Source organism: Aureimonas phyllosphaerae (genome assembly GCF_900113065.1).
Taxonomy (GTDB): Bacteria; Pseudomonadota; Alphaproteobacteria; order Rhizobiales; family Rhizobiaceae; genus Aureimonas; species Aureimonas phyllosphaerae.
The window spans coordinates 102,867-122,825 of sequence record NZ_FOOA01000006.1 but is presented as its reverse complement, the minus strand read 5'-3'; the positions used below and the strand labels follow the sequence as shown (position 1 = coordinate 122,825).

The window sequence follows — 19,959 nt, the reverse complement described above, 5'->3', positions numbered from 1 at the left end:
GGTTCCAGTGGCGCGGCCCCGTGCTACAACTTCGTACAGAACTCCGCCCACGGTGACATCAGGGATGTCCCGCGCCGAAAGTGACGAAGACGCGATGACCCTTTCCACCGACGGCCCGAACACCCTCCTTCTTGCCCGGATCGAAGCGCGGCTGGCTGAGCTCGTGCCCGTGGTCCTGGCGGGCCAGCAGGGGCTGGAGGCGGCGATGCGCGACAGCTTGCTCGCGCCCGGGAAGCGCCTGCGTCCGCTGATCGCGGCGATCGTGGCGCAGGATCTCGGCGGCCCCCTCGACGCCGCTCTCGACGCCGGCTGCGCGGTGGAAATGGTGCACGCCGCCTCGCTGATTCTCGACGACCTGCCCTGCATGGACGACGCGGCGCTGCGGCGTGGCCGCCCGGCGATCCACCGCGGCCATGGCGAGGACGTCGCGGTGCTCGCCTCGATCGCCATGCTGACGGAAGCCTTCGCCGTCCTGTCGCGGATCGAGGGGCTGGCGCCCGAACGGCGCAACGCCGCCGTCGGCGTCCTTGCCTCGGCGGTCGGCTCGCTAGGCCTCGTCGGCGGCCAGTACCAGGACCTTCGCGGCGGCCGGGGTCCCCGGTCGGCGCAGGACATCGGCGACGCCAACGGACGCAAGACCGGCGCCTTGTTCCTGTCGGCCGTCGAGCTCGGCGCGATCGTGGCCGGCGCGACGCCGGGCCAACGCGCGAATCTCTCCGCCTTCGCGGGCGAGCTCGGCCTCGCCTTCCAGTTGATGGACGACCTCCTCGACCTGACGTCGGACCCGGCCGCGATCGGCAAGGATGTCGGGCGCGATGCCGGCAAGTCGACGGTGGTGGCGCTGGTCGGCGTCGAGCGCACGCAGCGGCTGGTGGAGCGTCACATCGGCACCGCACGCGCCCATCTCGAGACCGTCTTCGGCGCCAGCTCGCGCCTCGATGCCCTGGTGGTGCGGCTGGCGGGCCTCGGCCGCCCGCCGCAGCCGGCCGCGCTTCCGCCGGCGATCGAGCAGGAAGGCGGTCGCCGCTGACCGGCCGGGGTCGCGACACGCCGGATCGTACCTGCGACTGACCGTTCGGATTTTCCGACACACGCTACGGTTTCTTTCAGATCGGCATGACAATGATTGGCTGTCAACGGAGAGCCGTTCATGGTCCTGTCCACATGCCTCGTCCTGGAACATCAGCTGACGCTGCTGCTCCTTGCGGCCATCGTGTGCGCCAGTGGCGCCTTCGTCACCATGACGCTATTCGTGCGCAGCCGCTCGTTCGACGGGCGGGCGCGGATCGGCTGGCTGTTCCTTGCGGCGATCAGCACGGGCATCTCGACCTGGACGACGCATTTCGTCGCGATGCTCGGCTACCGCCCCGATGTTCCCGCGACGTTCGACCCGCTGCTCACCGTCCTGTCCACGCTGGTCGCGATCGCGGGCTCCGGCATCGCGCTGGCGCTGGCGGGCCGCGTGCCGACGCGGATGCGCACGCTCGCAGGTGGTGCCATGCTCGGCGTGTCGATCACCGGCATGCACTATCTCGGCATGTTCGGGTATCAGGTCCCGGGCGTCCTGCACTGGGACGGCTTCGCGGCGGCCTTGTCGCTCGCCGCATCCATCGCCTTCAGCACCGGCGCCCTGTGGACGCTCCGCGGCTCGGCCGGCCTGCGCCGCGAAGCGCTCGCGGCCGGGCTTCTGGCGCTCGGCATCATCACCCTCCACCTCTTCGGCATGCAGGCGCTGACGCTGACGCCCATCGCGAGCGAGACGACGGCGGCCGGCGTCGGATCGACCGGCATGGCGCTCGCGATCGCGATCGTGGCGCTGCTCATCGTGGGCACCGGCCTGTCGACCTCGATCATCGACATGGACGAGCGGACGCGGGCGGACCGGTCGCTTCTCGACATGGCCTACCGCGATCCCCTGACCGGCCTTCCCAACCGGCGCGCGCTCCAGCTCAAGATGGACCAGGCGCTGGCCGAAGGCCGCTGGTTCAAGCTGATGATGATCGACCTCGATCACTTCAAGTCGATCAACGACACCTACGGCCACGCGACGGGCGACAAGCTCCTGTGCGAAGTGTCGCGGCGCTTCCAGGCCTCGATGGGTCCGGGCACCTACGGCTACCGCATCGGCGGTGACGAACTGGCGGCGCTCGTCTTCGACAACCCGGAATCGGCGGCGCAGATGGCGCACGAGTTCGGCGCGGCGCTGCGCGAGCCGATGGACATCGACGGACGCCAGATCCTGTCGGGCTGCTCGATCGGCATCTGCAGCATCGAGAATGCCGAGGATGCCGAGACGATCACGCGCCGGGCCGATGCGGCCCTCTACGAGGCCAAACGTCGCGGCCGCGGGCAGGTGGTGCGCTTCACGCCCGGCATGCGCGAGGCCGACCGCCAACGGGCCCAGTTGGAGAGCGATCTCCAGTCCGCGGTCGAGCGCGACGAGTTCCGCCTGCACTTCCAGCCGATCGTCAACCCCGAGACGCTTTCCATCTTCGGATACGAGGCGCTCCTGCGCTGGACGCATCCGATGCGCGGGCCGGTGTCGCCGGCCGAGTTCATTCCCCTGGCCGAGGCCTCCGGCGCGATCGGTCCCATCGGGGAGTGGGTCCTGAAGGACGCCTGCCTGAAGGCGTCCGCCTGGCCCTCGGATCTCTATGTCGCGGTGAACGTCTCGGCACTGCAGCTGCGCTCGGCGCGGTTTCCGGCGCTGGTCGCGCGGATCCTGGCTGAAACCGGCCTGCCGCCGCAGCGCCTGACGATCGAACTGACGGAAACCGCAATCGTGGCCAACCACGACGAGGTCGCCGCCATCCTGAACGCGGTGCGTGCCCTCGGGGTCAGGGTCGCCATGGACGACTTCGGCACCGGCTTCTCGTCCCTGTCCCACCTCCGGCGCCTGCCGGTCGACGTGATCAAGATCGACCGCAGCTTCGTCACGTCGGCGGAAATCGACCGCAACTCCATGGCGGTCCTGAAAGGCATCGCGCAGATGGGCCGCGACATGGAGATCGCGATCGTCGGCGAAGGCGTCGAGACGCCCGCCCAGCGCGACATCCTGCGCCGCATCGGCTGCGACGGGGCGCAGGGCTACCTGTTCGGCAAGCCGACGCCCTTCGTTCTGCCGACGACGCCGATGCTGGCCCGCGCCGTCTGACCGCGAGGCGTCAGCGCGGCCGCGTCCACAGGAGCGGCGAGCGCGGCGCGGTCCCGCCCGCGCGCAGCACCATCGCCGCGCCGCGGCCGATCTCGGCGATCTTCTCGCCGGTCGTCGTCGACACGCGCTCAGGGCGCGGCTGCGGCCCGATGGCGACGAGCTTCAACCCGATCCGCCGATAGACCCCGTGCGCGGTGCCGACCGCCCAGGCGGAGCGGCGCGGCAGGGCGTCGATTCCAATTCGCGCGGAAGCGTAAAAGGGCTCCGCCGCCTCGACCAGACGACGCCGCAGCCGGAACACCGCCTCGGCGCGCCGCGGATCGGTGAGATCGGCGACGTCGAGCCCCTCCTGGATCAGCCAGTCCAGCGGCAGGTAGACCCGGCCGGCCACCGCGTCGTCGACGACGTCGCGCGCGATGTTGGTCAGTTGGAAGGCAAGGCCGAGATCGCTCGCCCGGTCGAGCACGGCCTCGTCCCGGACGCCCATGATCCGCGCCATCATCACGCCGACGACGCCGGCCACGCGCCAGCAGTAGACGAGGAGATCGTCGAGGGTCCGGTAGCGCTCCTCGTCGACATCCATGGCAAAGCCCGCGAGATGCTCGGCGGCGTCCGTGCGAGGAATGCCGTGGCGCCGCACGACCTCGGCGAGCGCCGCGAAGGCGGGATGGAGCCCTTGCGTGCGCCCTTCGAAGGCGGCTTCCGTATCGGCCCGGAGCGCGGCGATGCGCTCATGCGCCGGGCGCTCGTCGAGATGGCGGGCCGCCGATCCCGCCTCCTGCCCGTCCACCACGTCGTCGCAGTGTCGGCACCAGGCGTAAAGCATCACGACGCTCAGGCGCGTCTCCCGGTCGAAGAGGCGCGAGGCGGCGGCGAAACTCTTCGACCCCTTGGCGATCGACGCGGCCGAGATGGCCGCGAGGTCAGGCTGGCTCATGCCCGAGGATCAGACCCGCCGTCGCCTTGGCCGAGCCGACGACGCCCGGCACGCCGGCGCCCGGATGGGTCCCTGCGCCGACGAAGTAGAGGTTCGGGATCCAGTCGTCGCGATTGTGCGCGCGGAACCAGGCGGACTGCGTCAGCACCGGGTCGAGCGAGAAGGCCGACCCGTGATGGGCGTTGAGTTCCGACACGAAGTCGTTCGGCGTGAAGATGCGCTGGGTGACGAGGTCGGCGCGCAGGCCCGGCATGTAGCGGGCCTCGAGATAGTCGAGGATGCGGTCGGCATAGCGCGGCCCTTCGACCGACCAGTCGATCGAGGCGTTGCCGAGGTGCGGCACCGGCGACAGCACGTAGTAGCTGCCCATGCCCGGCGGGGCGAGCGACGGGTCGGTGGCGCAGGGGCTGTGAAGGTAGAGCGAAAAGTCGCCCGCCAGTTCCTTGCCCTTGAAGATCTCGTCGATCAGCGCCCGGTAGCGCGCCCCGAAGAGGACCGTGTGGTGCTGCAGTTGCGTCTGGTGCCGCTTCAGGCCGAAATAGAGGACGAAGAGCGACATCGAGAAGCGTTTGCGCTTCAGCTTGGCGGCCTGAGCCGCGCCGCGCGTCGTGCCGCGCAGGAGCTTGTCGTAGGTGTGGACGACGTCGGCGTTGGAGGCCACGATATCGGCGTCGAAGCTGCGCCCGTCGTGCAGCACGACGCCGGTCGCGCGCCGCCCGTCGACCGCGATGCGCGAGACCTCGGCGTTCAGTTCGATCCGCCCGCCGATGTCGGTGAAGAGCTTCACCATGCCCTGGATCAGCGCGCCGGTGCCGCCCTTCGGGAACCAGACGCCCCATTCGCGCTCCAGCGCGTGGATCAGGGCGTAGATCGAGGAGGTGGCGAAGGGGTTGCCGCCGACCAGCAGCGAGTGGAACGAGAAGGCCTGCCGGAGCTGGTCGTCCTTGATGAATTCCGACACCTTGGCATAGACCGAGCGCCAGGCCTGGAGCTTGGCGAGTTGCGGCCCGGCGCGCACCATGTCGCGGAACTGCAGGAACGGCACGGTGCCGAGCTTGAGGTAGCCCTCCTCGAAGACGGCTTTGGAATAGGCGAGGAAGCGGCGGTAGCCCTCGACATCCTCGGGGCTCTTCGCGCCGATCTGCCGGTCGAGCTCGGCCTGGTCGTTGGCATAGTCGAACGCGTAGCCGTCCTCCCAGCAGAGCCGGTAGAACGGGCTGACCGGCAGGAGCGTCACGTAGTCGGACAGCTTCTTGCCGGCGGCCTCGTACAACTCCTCCAGCGCCGAGGGATCGGTAATCACGGTCGGCCCGGCATCGAACACGAAGCCCTGGTCCTCGTAGACGTAGGCGCGGCCGCCCGGCTTGTCGCGCTTTTCCAGAAGCACCGTCTGGATGCCGGCGGCCTGAAGCCGGATCGCCAGCGCCAGTCCGCCGAAGCCCGAACCGATGACGACGGCGGACCGGGCGGGCGGGGGAACGTGCTTCATGCGGATTCCTTGGGACGACGGGCGGCGAGGACCCGGAGGGCGCTCAGGACCGGAACGGGAGGCTTGCCGGCGAGAATGCGCACCTTGTCGCCAAAGTCCAGCCGTGCGGCATAGAACCGCGCCACCAGATCGTCCGGCAGACGATGGAAATGCTCGAGGATCCGGTAGCGCTCCTCCGGCCGTCCGGCCTGGAAGAGAAGGCGGTTCAGCATGCGGAAATAGCTGCGGTCGGACCAGATGTTGCGCGCATGCGCGTCGAGAAGACGCGACAACCCTTCGGGCGAGATGTCCGGCGCGCGCGAGACGAGATCGGCGACATGGACGGCGTCGGGCAGCGAGTAGCCGGTGGTCGGATGGAACAGCGCATGGGCCAGCCCCACCGTCGGCATGCCGCCGGCCGCCGCGATCAGGGCGTCGATGTCGCCGCCCAGCGCGATCGGCAGGATGCCGTGCTCCTCGCGCACGAGGCGCCCCTCGCCCCAGTTCGCCGCCGCGGCATAGTCGGCGAGATGCCCGCGCAGGGTCTCGACGTCGAGATCGCCGCGGTCGGCATAGTAGGTGTCCTCGACGAGGAGGCGCGTCGGCGAGAAGGGCAGGAGGTAGACGAAGCGATAGCCGTCGCGCTGGGGTACGGTGGCATCCATGATCACCGGACGCTCGACGCCGTGCGGGCGGTCGAACTCCCATTCCTGGCCGAGGAACTTCTGGAACCCGAGGTCGAGATGCGGGCTCTTTCGCGCCCCCCGCCCGTCGATCACCGCGCGCGCGGTCAGCGTGCGCTGGTCGGCGAGCGTCACGCCGGTCGGCGTGACCGCGACCGCCGGAACGCCGGTCAGGATGCGCTCGCCGAGCCGCGCGGCGATCACCTCGCGGAAGCGCTCCGACGAGACCGAGGCGTAGCCGGTAGCAAAGCGGCGGCGCCGGCCTGGGAAGCGCACGTCGTAGTCGGCCCAGCGCGCGGATACGAGCGGGGCGACCCAGTCCTGTTCGGCGGTCGACAGGTCGCCGTCGTGGAAGCTCCAGGTGTGGTTGCCGCCGAGCGCCTCGCCGCCCTCGACGACGAGCACCTTGAGGTCCGGCCGCCGCATCGCGAGGCGATAGGCGATCAGCCCGTTGGCGAGACCGCCGCCGAGCAGGATGACGTCGGCGTCGAGACTCATGCCACCTCCCGCGCGAGAGGCGGCCAGGTGGTTGCGAGGGCATGCGTCACCCAGGCCTCGACCGTCTCGGCCGCACGCGTCGCGCCCCCCGCCTCGCCGATCGCCGCGCCGATGGCGGCGGCCTCCGAACAGAATTCCGCCTCGCCCAGGAGACGCACGAGCGCGCCCTCCACCGCGTCCGGCGTCAGGCGGCGACGCGAGAGCTTCAGCCCTGCGCCGTGATGGACGAGACGGGCGGCGACGCCCGGCTGGTCGTAGGCGATCGGGATGGCGAGCGCCGGCACGCCGGCTTCCATCGCGTCGAGCGCGGTGTTCAGCCCGCCATGCGTCACACAGACGCTTGCCGCGCGCAGCATGGTGCGCTGGGGCAGGAAGTCGGTCACGAGATCCGCATCGATGGTGGCCGCCTCCCGTGCTGTCAGACGTCCGCAATGAGCCACGACCAGACCGAGGTCAAGCCGGCGGCAGGCCTCGGCGATCACCCGGAAGAGACCGACGCGGTGCCCCTGCAGCGTGCCGAGCGAGGCGAAGACGAGCGGCCGCGCGGGATCGGGCGCGAAGGGCAGCGGCGCCTGCCCCTCGCCGGGCGAGCGCAGCGGCCCGACGCCGAGGATCCGGCGCGCGCCGCCATAGGGAAAGTCGAAGGCGGGCAGCGTCTGCGAGATCGTGCCGAGCGGCGACAGCCAGTCCTCCAGGCCCCCGAGCGGCTGGAGGCCGAGCGAGAGCGCGCAGCGACGAATCGTCTCGGCCTGTCGGCGCATCAGGAGGCCCGCGACGTAGCGCCCGCCACGGTTGCGCTTCAGCCCGTCGACACTGTCGTCGAACGGCCAGTCGAGATAGGGCGGCGGCAGGGCCGCGTCGGGATCGATCGGCAGCGCCGAGGCGAGCGACACGAAGGGCAAGCCGAGATGCGTGGCGAGAAGACCGGTCGCCGGCTCCATCTGGTCGCCGACGAGGGCTTCGACGCCGGCCTCGCGCAGAACCGCCACGCCGCCCGATACCAGTCCTTGCGTGCGCTCCGCGCTCTCGGCCACCGTGCGCAGGATGCCGAAGAGGCCGGTGGAGCCGGCCCTCGCCGTCGGACGCGGCGCCGCGCCCAGCCCCGCCTCTCGGACGTCCCACGGGCCGGCGCGCACCATCTCGCCGCAGCCCGCGTTCATCAGGAAGGTCGAGCGATGGCCACGCTGGGCGAGCGCCAGCGCAAGAGCCTCGAACGCGCGCGCATGGCTCGGAAACGGGGGGCAGACGAGGCCGAAATGCAAAGCGATATGCCGAGGTTGGTGCGGGCGACGACATCACAGATAGCGTGAAACGCCCGAAGGGCGACGCACAAGACTGTGGACGGCACGCGAGCCGTCGCAACCTGTGGCGATGGCCGCGCGTTCAGCCGGCATGACAGACATGGCCCCACGCCCCGCCGACCGCGCCTCCAACGTGTTTCTGTCCACGCCGGCGGGTCAGATCGTCGTGGGGGCTGCCATCGTCCTCGTGATGGCCGCCATTCTCGATCTGATGGGTCGGCCGCTCGTCTGCGACTGCGGCACGATCCGGCTCTGGGACGGCGACCCGCATTCGCCGGGATCCTCGCAGCAGTTCGCGGACTGGTATTCCGCGCTCCACGTCGTCTTCGGCATCGGTCTCTATCTGGCGCTCCATCGCGCGCGGCCACACTGGCCGACGAGCTGGCTTCTCCTCACCGCTCTCGCCTCCAGCGGCGTCTGGGAGGTGATGGAGAACTCGCCCTGGATCATCGCGATGTTCGGCCAGGCAGTCGGCGCGCCGGAATATCATGGCGACAGCGTCTTCAACGCGCTCGGCGACACCGTGTTCGTGGCGCTCGGCTTCCTCGCCGCGCGGGCGCTTCCCCTGAAGGGAACGATCGGGCTGGTGCTCCTCTTCGAACTCGCCATCGCACTCGCCATCCGCGACGGCTTCGTGCTCGGCACGCTGCGGCTTCTCGGGGTCTCCGTACCGCCGGTCTGAAGCTCAGCGGGCCTTGGCGAACATCCAGCAGTCGCGCGGCGTATCCTCGATGTTCGGGTGCACCATCCAGCGCTTGAGAAGCCCCTCGCGCTCGAGCCCTGCCTTCTCCATGACGCGCGCGGACGCCACGTTGTCGACGTCGCAGGTAGCGCCGATGCGCCAGACGTCGCGCTGCTTCATCGCCCAGGCGACGACCTCGGTCAGCGCCTCGGTCATCAGGCCCTGGTTCCACGAGCGGCGCGACAGGACGTAGCCGAAGCCGATGCGCCCCGGCACGTCGCGCCGGATCGTCAGCGCCCCGCGCAGCTGCCGGTCGCGCCGCCCGAGAAGCGTGAAGGTGCGCGACGTCTCGCTGGCGATGCAGCCGGTGATGAACTCTTCGGTCTCGCGCACCGAGGTGTGCGGCGCCCAGGTCAGGTAGCGCGTGACCTCCGGGTCCTGCGCGTACTCGTCGAAGATCGCGCCCGTGTCGCCAAGGGCGATGGGGCGGAGGATCAGGTCTTCGGTCCAGAGCGTCTCGGGAAACATGGGGCCCTTCTGGCACGGATCGCGGGCGGGGACGAGCCCTTGCGGACCCGCGCCTTATTTCACCCGGCGCAGGCGCGGCGCTGCGCTGGCCCCGCGCGGCTTGGCGCTGCCCGCGCCCGTGCGCCAGTTGTTGCCGGCGATCGTTACGACGCGGTTGCCCCGGAAGTCGGTCTCGGCCGCGATATAGCCGCGTTCGGCCATCCAAGTCAGAAGGAAGCGCCCGCGCGAGGGCGAATGGCTGCCGTAGGCGCGCGCCAGCACCTCGTCGCCCGGACAGGGCTCGGCATCGCGCGCCGCCTTGGCGAGCAGGAGATAGACCCCCTGCATGTCCTCCGGCAGCTCCTCCGAGCGTGCCACGACCTCGGTCCAGGCCTCGTCCTCGCCGTCGGCTCCGACCCCGGCGCGCGCCAGCGCGAGCTTGCGCCGGAAGCCGGCAAGATCCAGCGCACCCGGTGACAGGCGCTTCAGCCGGCAATGGGTGAGGAAGTCCTGATAAAGCGTCTGGACGGGGCGGAACGCCGCCTCCGGATCGGCCATCAGCTCGGTGAAGATCGAATCGATCCGCTCCTGGCGCTCGGCCAGCGTCTCCTCGTCCTCCCCCGGCTCCTCGTCCGGCGGCGCGGGCGCGGCAAGGCGCGGCGCCGAGACGCGCTCCAGAAGCTCGCGCGTCGCCACCGCCGGCTCGCGCCGAACCGGCGCCGGCAGGGCGACCGGCTCGTCCGCGCCAGCGGTGAAGATGAGGTCGGCCATCTCGGCCGGGCTCGCCTCGGGCAGCGCCATTAGCACCGGGCGGCCCGAGCGCCCGGCCGTCTCGACCGGGCCGATGCGCAGCGGAATGGGTTTGCGCGACAGCGCCGGCCCTAGCGCCACGAAATGGCCGGGCTCGAGATCGCGGAAGCGCTCGGCCTGCCGCCGGTCCATGCCGAGAAGATCGGCGGCGCGCGCCATGTCGATGTCGAGAAAGGTGCGGCCCATCAGGAAGTTCGAGGCTTCCGCCGCCACGTTCTTGGCGAGCTTGGCGAGGCGCTGCGTCGCGATCATGCCGGCGAGCCCGCGCTTGCGGCCGCGGCACATGAGGTTGGTCATCGCGCCGAGCGAGATGCGACGCGCCTCGTCCCCCACCTCGCCGGCGATCGCCGGCGCGAAGATCTGCGCCTCGTCCACCGCGATCAGCATCGGGAACCAGTGGTGCCGGTCGGCGTCGAACAGGCCGTTCAGGAAGGCGGCGGCGCAATTCATCTGCACCTCGGCGTCGAGCCCTTCGAGGTTAAGGACGACGGAGGCGCGGTGCTGGCGGATGCGCGTCGCGATGCGGGCGAGCTCGGCCGGCGTCCGGTCGGCATCCACCACGACATGGCCGAACCGGTCGGAGAAGGACACGAAGTCGCCTTCCGGATCGATGATTGCCTGCTGCACCCAGCCGGCGCTCTGCTCCAGGATGCGGCGGAAGAGGTGCGACTTCCCCGAGCCGGAATTGCCCTGCACCAGAAGGCGCGTGGACAGGAGCTCCTCCAGGTCCATCTCCGCCGGCTCGCCCGTGGCGGTCGTTCCGAGATCGACGGCGACCTTGGTCAAACGGCTTCACTCCGAGAATGCGAACGGCCCCGCACGGCTCAGCGCACGGGCCCGCGATGTTCATGGTCGAGGAAGCCCTAATCTAGCGGAGCGGGTCCCCGATCAGGAGTCCCGCGCCGCCCGGCGTCCACAGTTATCGCTGGTTGCCCAGCCACTTGTCGTAGTCGGACACAAGGAGGTGCAGCGGTGCCTCGTCCTCCTCGATCTCGGCGAAGCGCCCGATCGGCTCGGCGAAGACGTTGTCGGTCAGGTCGTCGTTGACGGTCGAGACCTCGCCGATGAGGACGTCCCCGCCCTCGCCCCAGAAGGCGTGCCAGTCGGTGCGCGGCATCAAGGTCACGCTCTCGCCCGGCGACAGACGCAGGATGTCGCCGCCCTTCATCTGGCGCCGCATGCCGTCGGTCACGACGTTGACCGGCAGCGACTTGTCGATCTCGCCGTCCGGCCCCGCCGTGTAGAGCTTCAGCGCCAGCGTCGCCCCGCCCCGGTTGATGATGTCCTCGGCCTTGAGATCGTGCCGATGCATCGGCGACAGCTGATCTTGCCGCGAGATCATGATCTTCTCGGCGTAGAGCATCCCGCGCCCCGCCTTCAGGTCGGTATTGTCGCCGTTGCGCGTCGTGAACAGGAACAGGCCGAGATTGTCGAAGTCGCCGCGTCCGTAGTCCGTGATGTCCCAGCCGAGCCGCCGATCGACGACCGCCTGGAGGTCCGCCTGCCGCGCCTGCATTTCGGCCGGCGAGAGATAGGCGAACGGCGGCATCACGTATCCGAACGAGCGGATGAACTCGTCGCTCTGCCGGATGATCTCGTTGACCCGCGATCTCTTCATGCTGCCCTCCTCCGGCACGCTCTCGTCGCCGATGCCCTAGCACGAGACGGGGCCGGGGCGAGAGGGGCGTGGCGTCGATAGCAGGGGCGCTGCCCCTGCACCCCGTCAAGGGAAATGATTTCCCCTGAACCCCTCCTCATTCGAGGCTTGTCCGAGATCGGAACGGGCCAACGGCCCGTCCCGATCTCGGAAGAGGTCATAAACGAAAAGAAGGGTTCGGGAATTCTTTCCCGAGCGGGGCTCGGGGCGGCAGCCCCGCCAACCCACGCGCGCGCCCTCACCCCAGCGCGATCTCCGGCACGTAGGCCTTGGCGCGGTCCATGTCGGCGTGGAAGGCTTCGCGCTCGCGCGCCTGGGCCTCCGGGTCCGGCAGGCGCAGGATGTAAGCGGGGTGGACGGTGACGAGGAGCTTGGTGGTGCCGTCGGGCAGGTCGATGAGCTTGGAACGCGTGTCGCGGATCGTCACGGTCTTGCCCAGCACCGATGCCGCGGCCGTGGCGCCCAGCGCCACGATGAGCTTCGGCTTGATGAGCTCGCGCTCCTGTTCGAGCCACCAGCGGCAGACCTTGACCTCGCCCATGTTGGGCTTGGCGTGGATACGCCGCTTGCCGCGCGGCTCGAATTTGAAGTGCTTCACGGCATTCGTGACATAGGCCTGGGAGCGGTCGATGCCGGCGGCGGCGAGCGCCTCGTCGAAGACCTTGCCGGCGGGGCCGATGAAGGGCTCGCCGGCCAGATCCTCCTGGTCGCCCGGCTGCTCGCCGACGAAGATGACCGGCGCGTCGGCCGGGCCCTTGCCGAAGACGGTCTGGGTCGCGGGCTCCCAGAGCGGGCACGCCTTGCAGTGCCGAGCCTGCTCGCGCGCCTCCTCGATGTCTTCCGGCGGCTTGTTGAAGCCGTTGAAGGCCGGAACCTGTGATGCCGCGCGTGCCATGTCGTTTCGCTCCGCCTGTTTCTCGTGGCGGAAACTCGGGAGCGTCGGCTGGGTTTCGATCATGCGGCGCTGCGCCGCCTCGGCGCCCCGGATCAGCGGCTCGATCAGGGTCGCTTCGGGCAGGTTGTGCCAGTACTTCTTCGGCATCTCGGCCTGCATCGCCTTCACCTTCAGCCGCGCCGGGTTGAAGATCGAGGCGTAGTAGGTGAGCCAGAGCGCCTCCATGTCGTCGTCGGCCGGCTTCTGCGAGGGGTCGGCGCCCGGCGCGAAGACCATCTCGACGCCGTCCCAGTGGACGGAGCGCTTGGGCGTCAGGATGCTCCAGACCATGCCGGGGAAGCGGCGCATGAAGAAGGGGGCGGTGAGCTCGACGACGTGGTGGAAGGGCTCGAACCAGGCGATGTACTGGCGCTGGCCCTCGGCGTCCTCGATCTCGCGAAAGCGCACGAAGGCCTTCATCTTGTGACTGTCGCGATAGACCGCCTTCTGCATCTCGACGGCGCGGCGCGTGTCGGGGTCGGAGACAATCTCGAGGAGCTTCTTCTCGTCCTGCAGGCGCCAGAGGAGGCGATAGGCGAAGACGAAGCGCTCAGGGTCGGCGTGGCAGATGAGCTTGCGCGCGACGTCCGGAAACGCCTTCGGGACGTTGAAGGGCGCGGCGTCGGCAGGGCGGTCCGGCAGGGGCTCGGCAAAGAGGGGCGCCGGATCCTCACTGACGGCGAAGGCCATCTCCTCCGGCGGGACGTGCAGCGCCAGCGCCGTGCGGGCCGCCTCGCGCCAGGCGTCGAAATCCGCCGGGTGGTCGAGGCGTGCCAGAAACATCAGAAGAGGCTCAGCTGCTCGGCCTTGGGCGCCACCAGCCCGCGCAGGTTCTCCCGGTCGGTGAGACCCCCCGGCGTCCAGTCCAGCGCCTGCACGAAGGGGCGTACCTTTTCCACCGAGTGGCAGAGCCGGGCGACGTCGTCGAGGCGCAGCGACCGGTGGCGGCGCGTCGAGAGGATGCGGTCGACCGCCTTTGTGCCGAAGCCCGGCACGCGCAGGAGCATTTCGCGATCCGCCTTGTTGACGTCGACCGGGAAACGCCCGCGGTTCTTCAGCGCCCAGGCGAGCTTCGGGTCGATGGCAAGGTCCAGCATCCCGTCGGCCGAGCCGCCCGACACGATCTCGTCGCGCCCGAACCCGTAGAAGCGCATCAGCCAGTCCGCCTGGTAGAGGCGGTGCTCGCGCATCAGGGGCGGCTTGGCGAGCGGCAGCCGCGAGGAGGCATCCGGGATCGGCGAGAAGGCGGAATAATAGACGCGACGCAGCCGGTAGTTGCCGTAGAGGTTCTCGGACCGGCCGAGGATCAGGTCGTCGTTCGCCCCGTCGGCGCCGATGATCATCTGCGTCGACTGGCCGCCCGGCGCGAACTTGGGCGGCTTGGCGCGGTCCCTTGCCTCGCCCTTGTGCTCGTCGATCTTGAGCCGCAGGTGCCCCATCGAGCGCTTGATGTCGCGCGGCTTCTTCTCGGGCGCCAGCGCCTCCAGCGCGATGTCGGTCGGCAGTTCGATGTTGATCGACAGGCGGTCGGCGAAGAGGCCGGCCTCCTCGATCAGCTTCGGCGACGCGTCGGGGATGGTTTTCAGGTGGATGTAGCCCGCGAAGTTCTCCTCCATCCGCAGCTTTCGCGCGATACGGACCATCTCCTCCATCGTATAGTCGGAGTTGCGGATGATGCCGGAGGAGAGGAACAGGCCCTCGATATAGTTCCGCTTGTAGAACTCCATCGTCAGCTTCACGACCTCCTCCACCGAGAAGCGCGCCCGCGCGACGTTGGAGGACGAGCGGTTCACGCAGTAGACGCAGTCGTAGATGCAGAAGTTGGTCATCAAGATCTTGAGCAGCGAGATGCACCGCCCGTCCGGCGCATAGGCGTGGCAGATCCCCGATCCTTCGGTCGAGCCGATGCCCTTGGACTTCGTCGAGTCCCGTTTCGACGTCCCGCTGGAAGCGCAGGACGCGTCGTACTTGGCGGCGTCCGAGAGGATCGCCAGCTTCTGCATCAGGGTCGGCTTGCTCATTCTCTCTATATAGTGTTCCCGCTTCGTTCAGGCCATGCGCGCCGACGGCTTTTCCACCGCCTGCGACCGGAGCGTTCGAACCTGACGCGTTCAGGTCGCGTTCAGGTTGCGACGCTCATTTTGGATCATGGATGGAACCGGATGACAGATCCCCGGTTCCTGCGGTCCGTCACTCCGGTCTGTAGCCGCGACGCTACCGCCAACCTTTGGGAGAAAGCCCTTCATGCGCAAGCTGTTCCAGTCCTTCATGGCCGCCGCGGTGCTGGCCACTGGCGTCGTCACCTTCTCGGCTCCGCAGGCCGAGGCCCAGAGCTTCCGCGAGCGTCAGCGTTTCGTCGAGCGCTTCTGCGCCCGCAACCCCGGTGCGCGCGACTGCCGCGACTTCCGCCGCGACGGCCGTCGCTGGGACGACCGCCGCTACAATCGCTGGTACCGCGAGAGCTATCGCGACCGGAACCGCGGCGATGCCGCCGCCGCCGCGATCTTCGGCTTCGCCGCCGGCGCTGCCGTGGGTGCCGCCGCCAACGCGAACCGCGGGCCCGCCTATCGCGAGGGCGTCGTGGTGAGCCGCTCGCAGGCCGCCCGTTGCGCCGCGCGCTACCGCACCTACGATCCGCGCACCAACACCTATGTCGCCAACAGCGCGGGCGAACGTCGCTACTGCAACCTCTAAGTCGCAGCGATACCCTTGCAGAAAAGGCGTCGGGCACCTGCCCGGCGCCTTTTTCGCGTGGCGGTACCTTTCCGTCTTTTAAGGGCTCGCGGCGGAAACTTCCGCGTTCAGCTATCGTTCATGTGCGATCGTGCTTCATCACCGTCGACAGCCGGGCGAGCGCCCGGCATTGAACGAACCGGCGGTGCCGGATGGGAGCTTTCCATGCGCAAGACGTTTCTTGCTCTCGTAACCTCTGCCCTGGCCCTGACCGCCGCCGTGCCGGCGGCGCAAGCCGATCCCTGGCGCCATCGCGACCGGGGCAATGCGGGCGACGTGCTGCTTGGCGGCGCGGTGGGCCTCGCCGCCGGTGCGTTGCTCGGCTCGGCCCTGTCGCAGCCGCAGCAGCCCCGCTACTACAAGCCCGCGCCGCGCTACTACGAGCCGCCGCCGCGCCCGGTCTATGTCGCGCCGCCCTCCTACGGGGACACGATCCCCGCGCCGCCGCGCTACTATCAGGCGCCGCGCCAGGCCCGTTACTACGACGACTACGGCACCTACACACGTTCAAGCCACGTGGACCGCTGCATCGCGCGCTATCGCTCCTATGACCCGCGGACCGACACCTATGTCGGCTATGACGGCTACGAGCGGCGCTGCAATCTCTGACGGGCCTGCCCGGCGGGCATGAAAAAGGGGCGGCCCCGTCGGGCCGCCCCTTTTCGTTGGTCGAGAGATCCGTCAGCCGCGCGCCGAGCGCACCGCCCGCTTGGTAACGACCGGCACGAGGTTGGCGCGATAGGCCGACGAGCCGTGGAGATCGCCGATCATCTCGCCCTCGTCGACAGAGACGCCGTCGAGCGCCTCAGGCTCGAAGCGCGCGGACAGGGCGGCCTCGCCCTCCTGCCAGCGGAAGGCGCCGTTCGAACCCGCGCCCGTGACGGCAACGCGGGCCTCGCCACCGCGCCAGGCGACGAAGACACCGCACATGGCATAGCGAGAGGCGGGGTTGCGGAATTTCTCCCAGCCCGCCGCATCCGGCGCCTCGAACGAGACGCCCGTCACGATCTCGTCCTCCTCCAGCGCCGTCTCGAACAGGCCGAGAAAGAAGTCGTCCGCGCCGATCTCGCGCCGGTCGGTGTGGATCGTACCGCCGAGCGCGAGAAGCGCCGCCGGATAGTCGGCCGCCGGGTCGAAATTGGCGACGACGCCGCCAATCGTGCCCATGTGGCGCACGGCGGGATCGCCGATGAGGTTGGCGAGTTCGCAGAAGGTCGGGCAGACCGCCTCGATCTCCTTGGACGCCGCGACCTCGGCATGGGTGACGCCGCCGCCGATGCGCACGCGCCGTCCCTCGACGGAGATGCCCTTGAGATCGGCGATGTGGCGCAGGTCGATCAGTGCCGAGGGGCTGGCGAGCCGCGCCTTCATCGTCGGGATCAGCGTCATGCCGCCCGACAGGTACTTGCCCTCGCCGCCCGAGGCGCCGACCAGCGCCTTGGCCTCGTCGAGCGATCCGGCACGCTTGTATTGCGTCTGGTACATGCGTCCCTCCTCAGGCCTTGGCCGCGACGGCGTTCAGGGCGCGCCAGACCTTTTCCGGCGTCGCGGGCATCGACAGCGCGTTGTTGCCGATGGCGTCGGTGATCGCGTTGATGACGGCCGGCGGCGAGCCGATCGCCCCCGCCTCGCCGCAGCCTTTGATGCCGAGCGGATTGGTGGTGCACGGCGTCTCGGTGGTCAGCACCTGGAACATCGGCAGGTCCCAGGCGCGGGGCATAGCGTAGTCGTTGTAGGAGGCGGTCACGAGCTGTCCCGAGTCGTCGTAGTGGACGCCTTCGAGCAGCGCCTGCCCGATCCCCTGGGCCAGGCCGCCGTGGACCTGGCCCTCGACGATCATCGGATTGACCACGGTGCCGAAGTCGTCGGCGGCCACGAACTGGACGATCTCGGTCTTGCCGGTCTCGGGGTCGACCTCGACCTCGCAGATGTAGCAGCCGGCCGGGAAGGTGAAGTTCTGCGGGTCGTAGAAGGCGCCTTCCTTCAGGCCCGGCTCCATGCCGTCCGGCAGGTTGTGGCCGGTATAGGCGCCGAGCGCGACCTCGTGCCAGGCGAGCTTGCGGTCGGTGCCCGCGACCTTCACCTCGCCGCCCTCGATCACGATGTCCTCGTCGGCGGCCTCGAGGAGGTGCGCCGCGATCTTCTTGGCCTTGGCCTCCACCTTGTCGAGCGCCTTGGCGATCGCCGACATGCCGACCGCGCCCGAGCGCGAGCCGTAGGTGCCCATGCCGAACTGCACCTTGTCGGTGTCGCCGTGGATCACCTGGACGTTGTCGACCGGCAGCCCGAGCCGCTGCGAGACGAGCTGGGCGAAGGTGGTCTCATGGCCTTGGCCGTGGCTGTGCGAGCCGGTGAGGATCTCGATCGTGCCGACGGGATTGACCCGCACCTCGGCCGATTCCCACAAGCCCACACCCGCGCCGAGCGAGCCGACCGCTTTCGAGGGCGCGATGCCGCAAGCCTCGATATAGCAGCTCATGCCCAATCCCCGCAGCTTGCCCTTGGCCTTGGCCTCCGCGCGCCGGCCCTCGAAGCCCGCGACGTCGGCCGCCTTCATGCCGGCCTCGAGCGAGGCGTTGAAGTCGCCCGTGTCGTAATTCATGATCACGGGGGTCTGGTGCGGGAAAGCGGTGATGAAGTTCTTCCGGCGGAATTCGGCCGGCGACTGCTTCAATTCGCGCGCCGCCGTCTCGACGAGGCGTTCGACGACATAGGTCGCCTCCGGGCGCCCCGCTCCGCGATAGGCGTCCACCGGCACGGTGTTGGTGTAGACGGCCTTCACGTTGGCGTAGATCGCCGGGATGTCGTACTGGCCGGACAGGAGCGTCGCGTAGAGGTAGGTCGGCGTCGCCGAGGAGAAAAGCGACATGTAGGCGCCGAGATTGGCGATCGTGTCGACGCGAAGCGCCGTGATCTTGCCGTTCTCGTCGGTGGCGAGCTCCGCCTTCGTCTGGTGATCGCGCCCGTGCGCGTCCGTCAGGAAGGCTTCGGAGCGGTCGGACGTCCATTTCACCGGAACGCCGGTGCGCTTGGACGCCCAGAGGCAGACGATCTCTTCCGGGTAGATGTAGATCTTGGAGCCGAAGCCACCGCCGACATCGGGCGCGATGACGCGCAGCTTGTGCTCGGGCGCGACGTTGTAGAAGGCGCTCATCACGAGCCGCGCCACATGCGGGTTCTGCGAGGTCGTCCAGACCGTGTAGTGGTCGTCGGCGGGGTCGTACTGCCCAAGCGCCGCGCGCGGCTCCATCGCATTGGGCACGAGGCGGTTGTTGACGATGTCGAGGCGCGTCACGTGCGCGGCCTTCGCGAAGGCGGCCTCGGTCGCGGCCTTGTCACCGAGTTCCCAGTCGAAGCAGAGGTTGCCTTCGGCTTCCGGGTGGAGCTGCGGCGCGCCGGCTTCCAGCGCCTTCGCGCCATCCACCACGGCGTCGAGCACCGCGTAGTCGACCTCGACGGCTTCGGCCGCGTCGCGCGCCTGTGCCCGCGTCTCGGCCACCACCACGGCGACGGCCTGGCCGACATGGCGCACGGTGCCGACGGCGAGCGCCGGCCAGGCGCCCATCTTCATGCCCGTGCCGTCCTTCGACGTCACCGCCCAGCCGCAGATCAGGTTGCCGATGCCGTCGCCCGTCAGCTGCTCGCCGTCGAGCACGTCGATCACGCCCGGCATCTCGCGCGCCGCCGAGGCGTCGATGCCCCGGATCGTCGCATGCGCATGCGGCGAGCGGACGAAGGCGGCGTATTTCATGCCGGGGACGACCATGTCGTCCGTGTAGCGGCCGCGACCGGTGATGAAGCGCCGGTCTTCCTTGCGCAGGACGCGCGCGCCGATGCCCTCGATACCCATGAGATCCTCCCGAGATCGAAACTGGTAGGCCGGCACGCGTGCGGCGTGCCGGAACGGTCGGCCCTGACGCCGGCCCTATTCGGCCGCGACGCGCTGCGGCTCGGCGGATGCGCCCGAGCTTTCGGCGGCGGCGAGGATCGCCTTGACGATGTTGTGGTAGCCGGTGCAGCGGCAGATGTTGCCGTCGAGCTCGTCGCGCACCGTCTTCTCGTCGAGCGAGGCGCCGTGCCGCGCGATCATGTCGACCGCCGTCATGATCATGCCCGGCGTGCAGTAGCCGCACTGCAGTCCGTGATGCTCGCGGAACGCCGCCTGCACCGGATGGAGGTCCTGACCCTTGGCGATGCCCTCGATCGTGGTCACCTCGGACCCCGACGCCTGCACCGCGAGCACCGAGCAGGACTTCACCGCCCGGCCGTCGAGATGCACCACGCAGGCGCCGCACTGCGACGTGTCGCAGCCGACATGGGTGCCGGTGAGCCCGAGGCCCTCGCGCAGGAACTGGACGAGCAGCGTGCGGTCCTCGACCGCCCCCGTCATCCTGCGCCCGTTCACCACCATGGAGACTTCGGTCATACGCGTCCTCCCGAGACGACCTTGCCAAAGCGCCCGAAAACCGGGCCCTGCCCGCCGCACGGCTCGAGGGCGCATGGGGCGCCGCCGCGTTCTCTTGTCGGGCAGGCCGAGACTGCAACGGCGGGCTGCCGGGCCGCAAGCGAATTCTGGAAACATTCCAGCGCGGGCG

General features: G+C 69.4%; 17 protein-coding genes. 5 read left to right on the top strand and 12 right to left on the bottom strand.

Going from position 1 to position 19,959, the window contains the following annotated elements:
- Window positions 1-94 precede the first annotated feature (94 nt).
- Both BM175_RS09935 and BM175_RS09930 read left to right on the top strand, forming a co-directional pair.
- Window positions 95-1,030 carry a polyprenyl synthetase family protein gene (locus tag BM175_RS09935; protein WP_090962598.1) on the top strand — a complete coding sequence of 312 codons (936 nt, stop codon included), beginning with the start codon at window positions 95-97 and terminating at the stop codon, window positions 1,028-1,030.
- 120 nt (window positions 1,031-1,150) lie between these two features.
- Window positions 1,151-3,154 (top strand): putative bifunctional diguanylate cyclase/phosphodiesterase, encoded by a 2,004-nt coding sequence (locus BM175_RS09930; protein WP_090962595.1) that lies wholly within the window; start codon window positions 1,151-1,153, stop codon window positions 3,152-3,154.
- A 10-nt stretch (window positions 3,155-3,164) separates the two neighbouring features.
- On the opposite strand, the gene BM175_RS09925 is transcribed toward BM175_RS09930, so the two are convergent.
- From BM175_RS09925 to BM175_RS09910, 4 genes are read right to left on the bottom strand one after another with little or no spacing between them, the layout of a single operon-like run.
- A complete protein-coding gene (locus tag BM175_RS09925; RefSeq protein WP_090962593.1) occupies window positions 3,165-4,091 on the bottom strand; it encodes a phytoene/squalene synthase family protein in 927 nt (308 codons plus the stop codon).
- Window positions 4,078-5,580 (bottom strand): phytoene desaturase, encoded by a 1,503-nt coding sequence (locus tag BM175_RS09920; protein WP_090962591.1) that lies wholly within the window; start codon window positions 5,578-5,580, stop codon window positions 4,078-4,080. Before BM175_RS09920 ends, BM175_RS09925 begins: the two co-directional genes overlap by 14 nt.
- Window positions 5,577-6,740, bottom strand: coding sequence for a lycopene beta-cyclase CrtY (gene crtY / locus BM175_RS09915; protein WP_090962588.1), 1,164 nt, complete (start codon window positions 6,738-6,740; stop codon window positions 5,577-5,579). Before crtY ends, BM175_RS09920 begins: the two co-directional genes overlap by 4 nt.
- Complete coding sequence (locus BM175_RS09910) at window positions 6,737-8,002, bottom strand: nucleotide disphospho-sugar-binding domain-containing protein (RefSeq protein WP_090962585.1); 1,266 nt, start codon at window positions 8,000-8,002, stop codon at window positions 6,737-6,739. The genes crtY and BM175_RS09910 overlap by 4 nt, the downstream gene beginning before the upstream one ends.
- Window positions 8,003-8,141: 139 nt before the next feature.
- Here BM175_RS09910 and BM175_RS09905 point away from each other — a divergent pair, with 139 nt between their 5' ends.
- Window positions 8,142-8,723 carry a DUF2585 family protein gene (locus BM175_RS09905; protein ID WP_175526816.1) on the top strand — a complete coding sequence of 194 codons (582 nt, stop codon included), beginning with the start codon at window positions 8,142-8,144 and terminating at the stop codon, window positions 8,721-8,723.
- Window positions 8,724-8,726: 3 nt separating this feature from the next.
- Here BM175_RS09905 and BM175_RS09900 read toward each other — a convergent pair whose 3' ends face one another.
- The 5 genes from BM175_RS09900 to BM175_RS09880 all read right to left on the bottom strand — a co-directional run bounded on the left by BM175_RS09900 (window position 8,727) and on the right by BM175_RS09880 (window position 14,652).
- Window positions 8,727-9,251 carry a GNAT family N-acetyltransferase gene (locus tag BM175_RS09900; protein ID WP_090962580.1) on the bottom strand — a complete coding sequence of 175 codons (525 nt, stop codon included), beginning with the start codon at window positions 9,249-9,251 and terminating at the stop codon, window positions 8,727-8,729.
- 54 nt (window positions 9,252-9,305) lie between these two features.
- Entirely contained in the window at window positions 9,306-10,826 is a 1,521-nt protein-coding gene (locus tag BM175_RS09895; protein WP_090962577.1) for a helicase HerA domain-containing protein, read from the bottom strand.
- Between the two features lie 133 nt (window positions 10,827-10,959).
- Complete coding sequence (locus tag BM175_RS09890) at window positions 10,960-11,658, bottom strand: D-lyxose/D-mannose family sugar isomerase (RefSeq protein ID WP_090962572.1); 699 nt, start codon at window positions 11,656-11,658, stop codon at window positions 10,960-10,962.
- Between the two features lie 277 nt (window positions 11,659-11,935).
- Complete coding sequence (locus BM175_RS09885) at window positions 11,936-13,414, bottom strand: UdgX family uracil-DNA binding protein (RefSeq protein ID WP_090962570.1); 1,479 nt, start codon at window positions 13,412-13,414, stop codon at window positions 11,936-11,938.
- Entirely contained in the window at window positions 13,414-14,652 is a 1,239-nt protein-coding gene (locus BM175_RS09880) for a putative DNA modification/repair radical SAM protein (protein ID WP_090962567.1), read from the bottom strand. Before BM175_RS09880 ends, BM175_RS09885 begins: the two co-directional genes overlap by 1 nt.
- A gap of 223 nt (window positions 14,653-14,875) precedes the next feature.
- Between BM175_RS09880 and BM175_RS09875 the strand changes: the two genes are divergently transcribed.
- Both BM175_RS09875 and BM175_RS09870 read left to right on the top strand, forming a co-directional pair.
- Window positions 14,876-15,325 carry a BA14K family protein gene (locus tag BM175_RS09875; protein ID WP_090962564.1) on the top strand — a complete coding sequence of 150 codons (450 nt, stop codon included), beginning with the start codon at window positions 14,876-14,878 and terminating at the stop codon, window positions 15,323-15,325.
- 204 nt (window positions 15,326-15,529) lie between these two features.
- Complete coding sequence (locus BM175_RS09870; RefSeq protein ID WP_090962562.1) at window positions 15,530-15,973, top strand: BA14K family protein; 444 nt, start codon at window positions 15,530-15,532, stop codon at window positions 15,971-15,973.
- 72 nt (window positions 15,974-16,045) lie between these two features.
- Here BM175_RS09870 and BM175_RS09865 read toward each other — a convergent pair whose 3' ends face one another.
- The 3 genes from BM175_RS09865 to BM175_RS09855 form a co-directional block, all read right to left on the bottom strand.
- A complete protein-coding gene (locus tag BM175_RS09865) occupies window positions 16,046-16,849 on the bottom strand; it encodes an FAD binding domain-containing protein (protein ID WP_090962559.1) in 804 nt (267 codons plus the stop codon).
- 10 nt (window positions 16,850-16,859) lie between these two features.
- On the bottom strand, window positions 16,860-19,214 hold the full coding sequence (locus tag BM175_RS09860) for a xanthine dehydrogenase family protein molybdopterin-binding subunit (RefSeq protein WP_090962556.1): 2,355 nt from the start codon (window positions 19,212-19,214) through the stop codon (window positions 16,860-16,862).
- A 75-nt stretch (window positions 19,215-19,289) separates the two neighbouring features.
- Entirely contained in the window at window positions 19,290-19,790 is a 501-nt protein-coding gene (locus BM175_RS09855; RefSeq protein ID WP_090962552.1) for a (2Fe-2S)-binding protein, read from the bottom strand.
- Window positions 19,791-19,959 lie beyond the last annotated feature (169 nt).

Coding starts and splice junctions, on each gene's coding strand:
- BM175_RS09855 (WP_090962552.1), bottom strand. CDS start 19,790: ATGACCGAAGTCTCCATGGTGGTGAACGGGCGCAGGATGACGGGGGCG.
- BM175_RS09860 (WP_090962556.1), bottom strand. CDS start 19,214: ATGGGTATCGAGGGCATCGGCGCGCGCGTCCTGCGCAAGGAAGACCGG.
- BM175_RS09885 (WP_090962570.1), bottom strand. CDS start 13,414: ATGTTTCTGGCACGCCTCGACCACCCGGCGGATTTCGACGCCTGGCGC.
- BM175_RS09920 (WP_090962591.1), bottom strand. CDS start 5,580: ATGAAGCACGTTCCCCCGCCCGCCCGGTCCGCCGTCGTCATCGGTTCG.
- BM175_RS09900 (WP_090962580.1), bottom strand. CDS start 9,251: ATGTTTCCCGAGACGCTCTGGACCGAAGACCTGATCCTCCGCCCCATC.
- BM175_RS09930 (WP_090962595.1), top strand. CDS start 1,151: ATGGTCCTGTCCACATGCCTCGTCCTGGAACATCAGCTGACGCTGCTG.
- BM175_RS09925 (WP_090962593.1), bottom strand. CDS start 4,091: ATGAGCCAGCCTGACCTCGCGGCCATCTCGGCCGCGTCGATCGCCAAG.
- BM175_RS09865 (WP_090962559.1), bottom strand. CDS start 16,849: ATGTACCAGACGCAATACAAGCGTGCCGGATCGCTCGACGAGGCCAAG.
- BM175_RS09935 (WP_090962598.1), top strand. CDS start 95: ATGACCCTTTCCACCGACGGCCCGAACACCCTCCTTCTTGCCCGGATC.
- BM175_RS09870 (WP_090962562.1), top strand. CDS start 15,530: ATGCGCAAGACGTTTCTTGCTCTCGTAACCTCTGCCCTGGCCCTGACC.
- BM175_RS09890 (WP_090962572.1), bottom strand. CDS start 11,658: ATGAAGAGATCGCGGGTCAACGAGATCATCCGGCAGAGCGACGAGTTC.
- crtY (WP_090962588.1), bottom strand. CDS start 6,740: ATGAGTCTCGACGCCGACGTCATCCTGCTCGGCGGCGGTCTCGCCAAC.
- BM175_RS09905 (WP_175526816.1), top strand. CDS start 8,142: ATGGCCCCACGCCCCGCCGACCGCGCCTCCAACGTGTTTCTGTCCACG.
- BM175_RS09875 (WP_090962564.1), top strand. CDS start 14,876: ATGCGCAAGCTGTTCCAGTCCTTCATGGCCGCCGCGGTGCTGGCCACT.
- BM175_RS09880 (WP_090962567.1), bottom strand. CDS start 14,652: ATGAGCAAGCCGACCCTGATGCAGAAGCTGGCGATCCTCTCGGACGCC.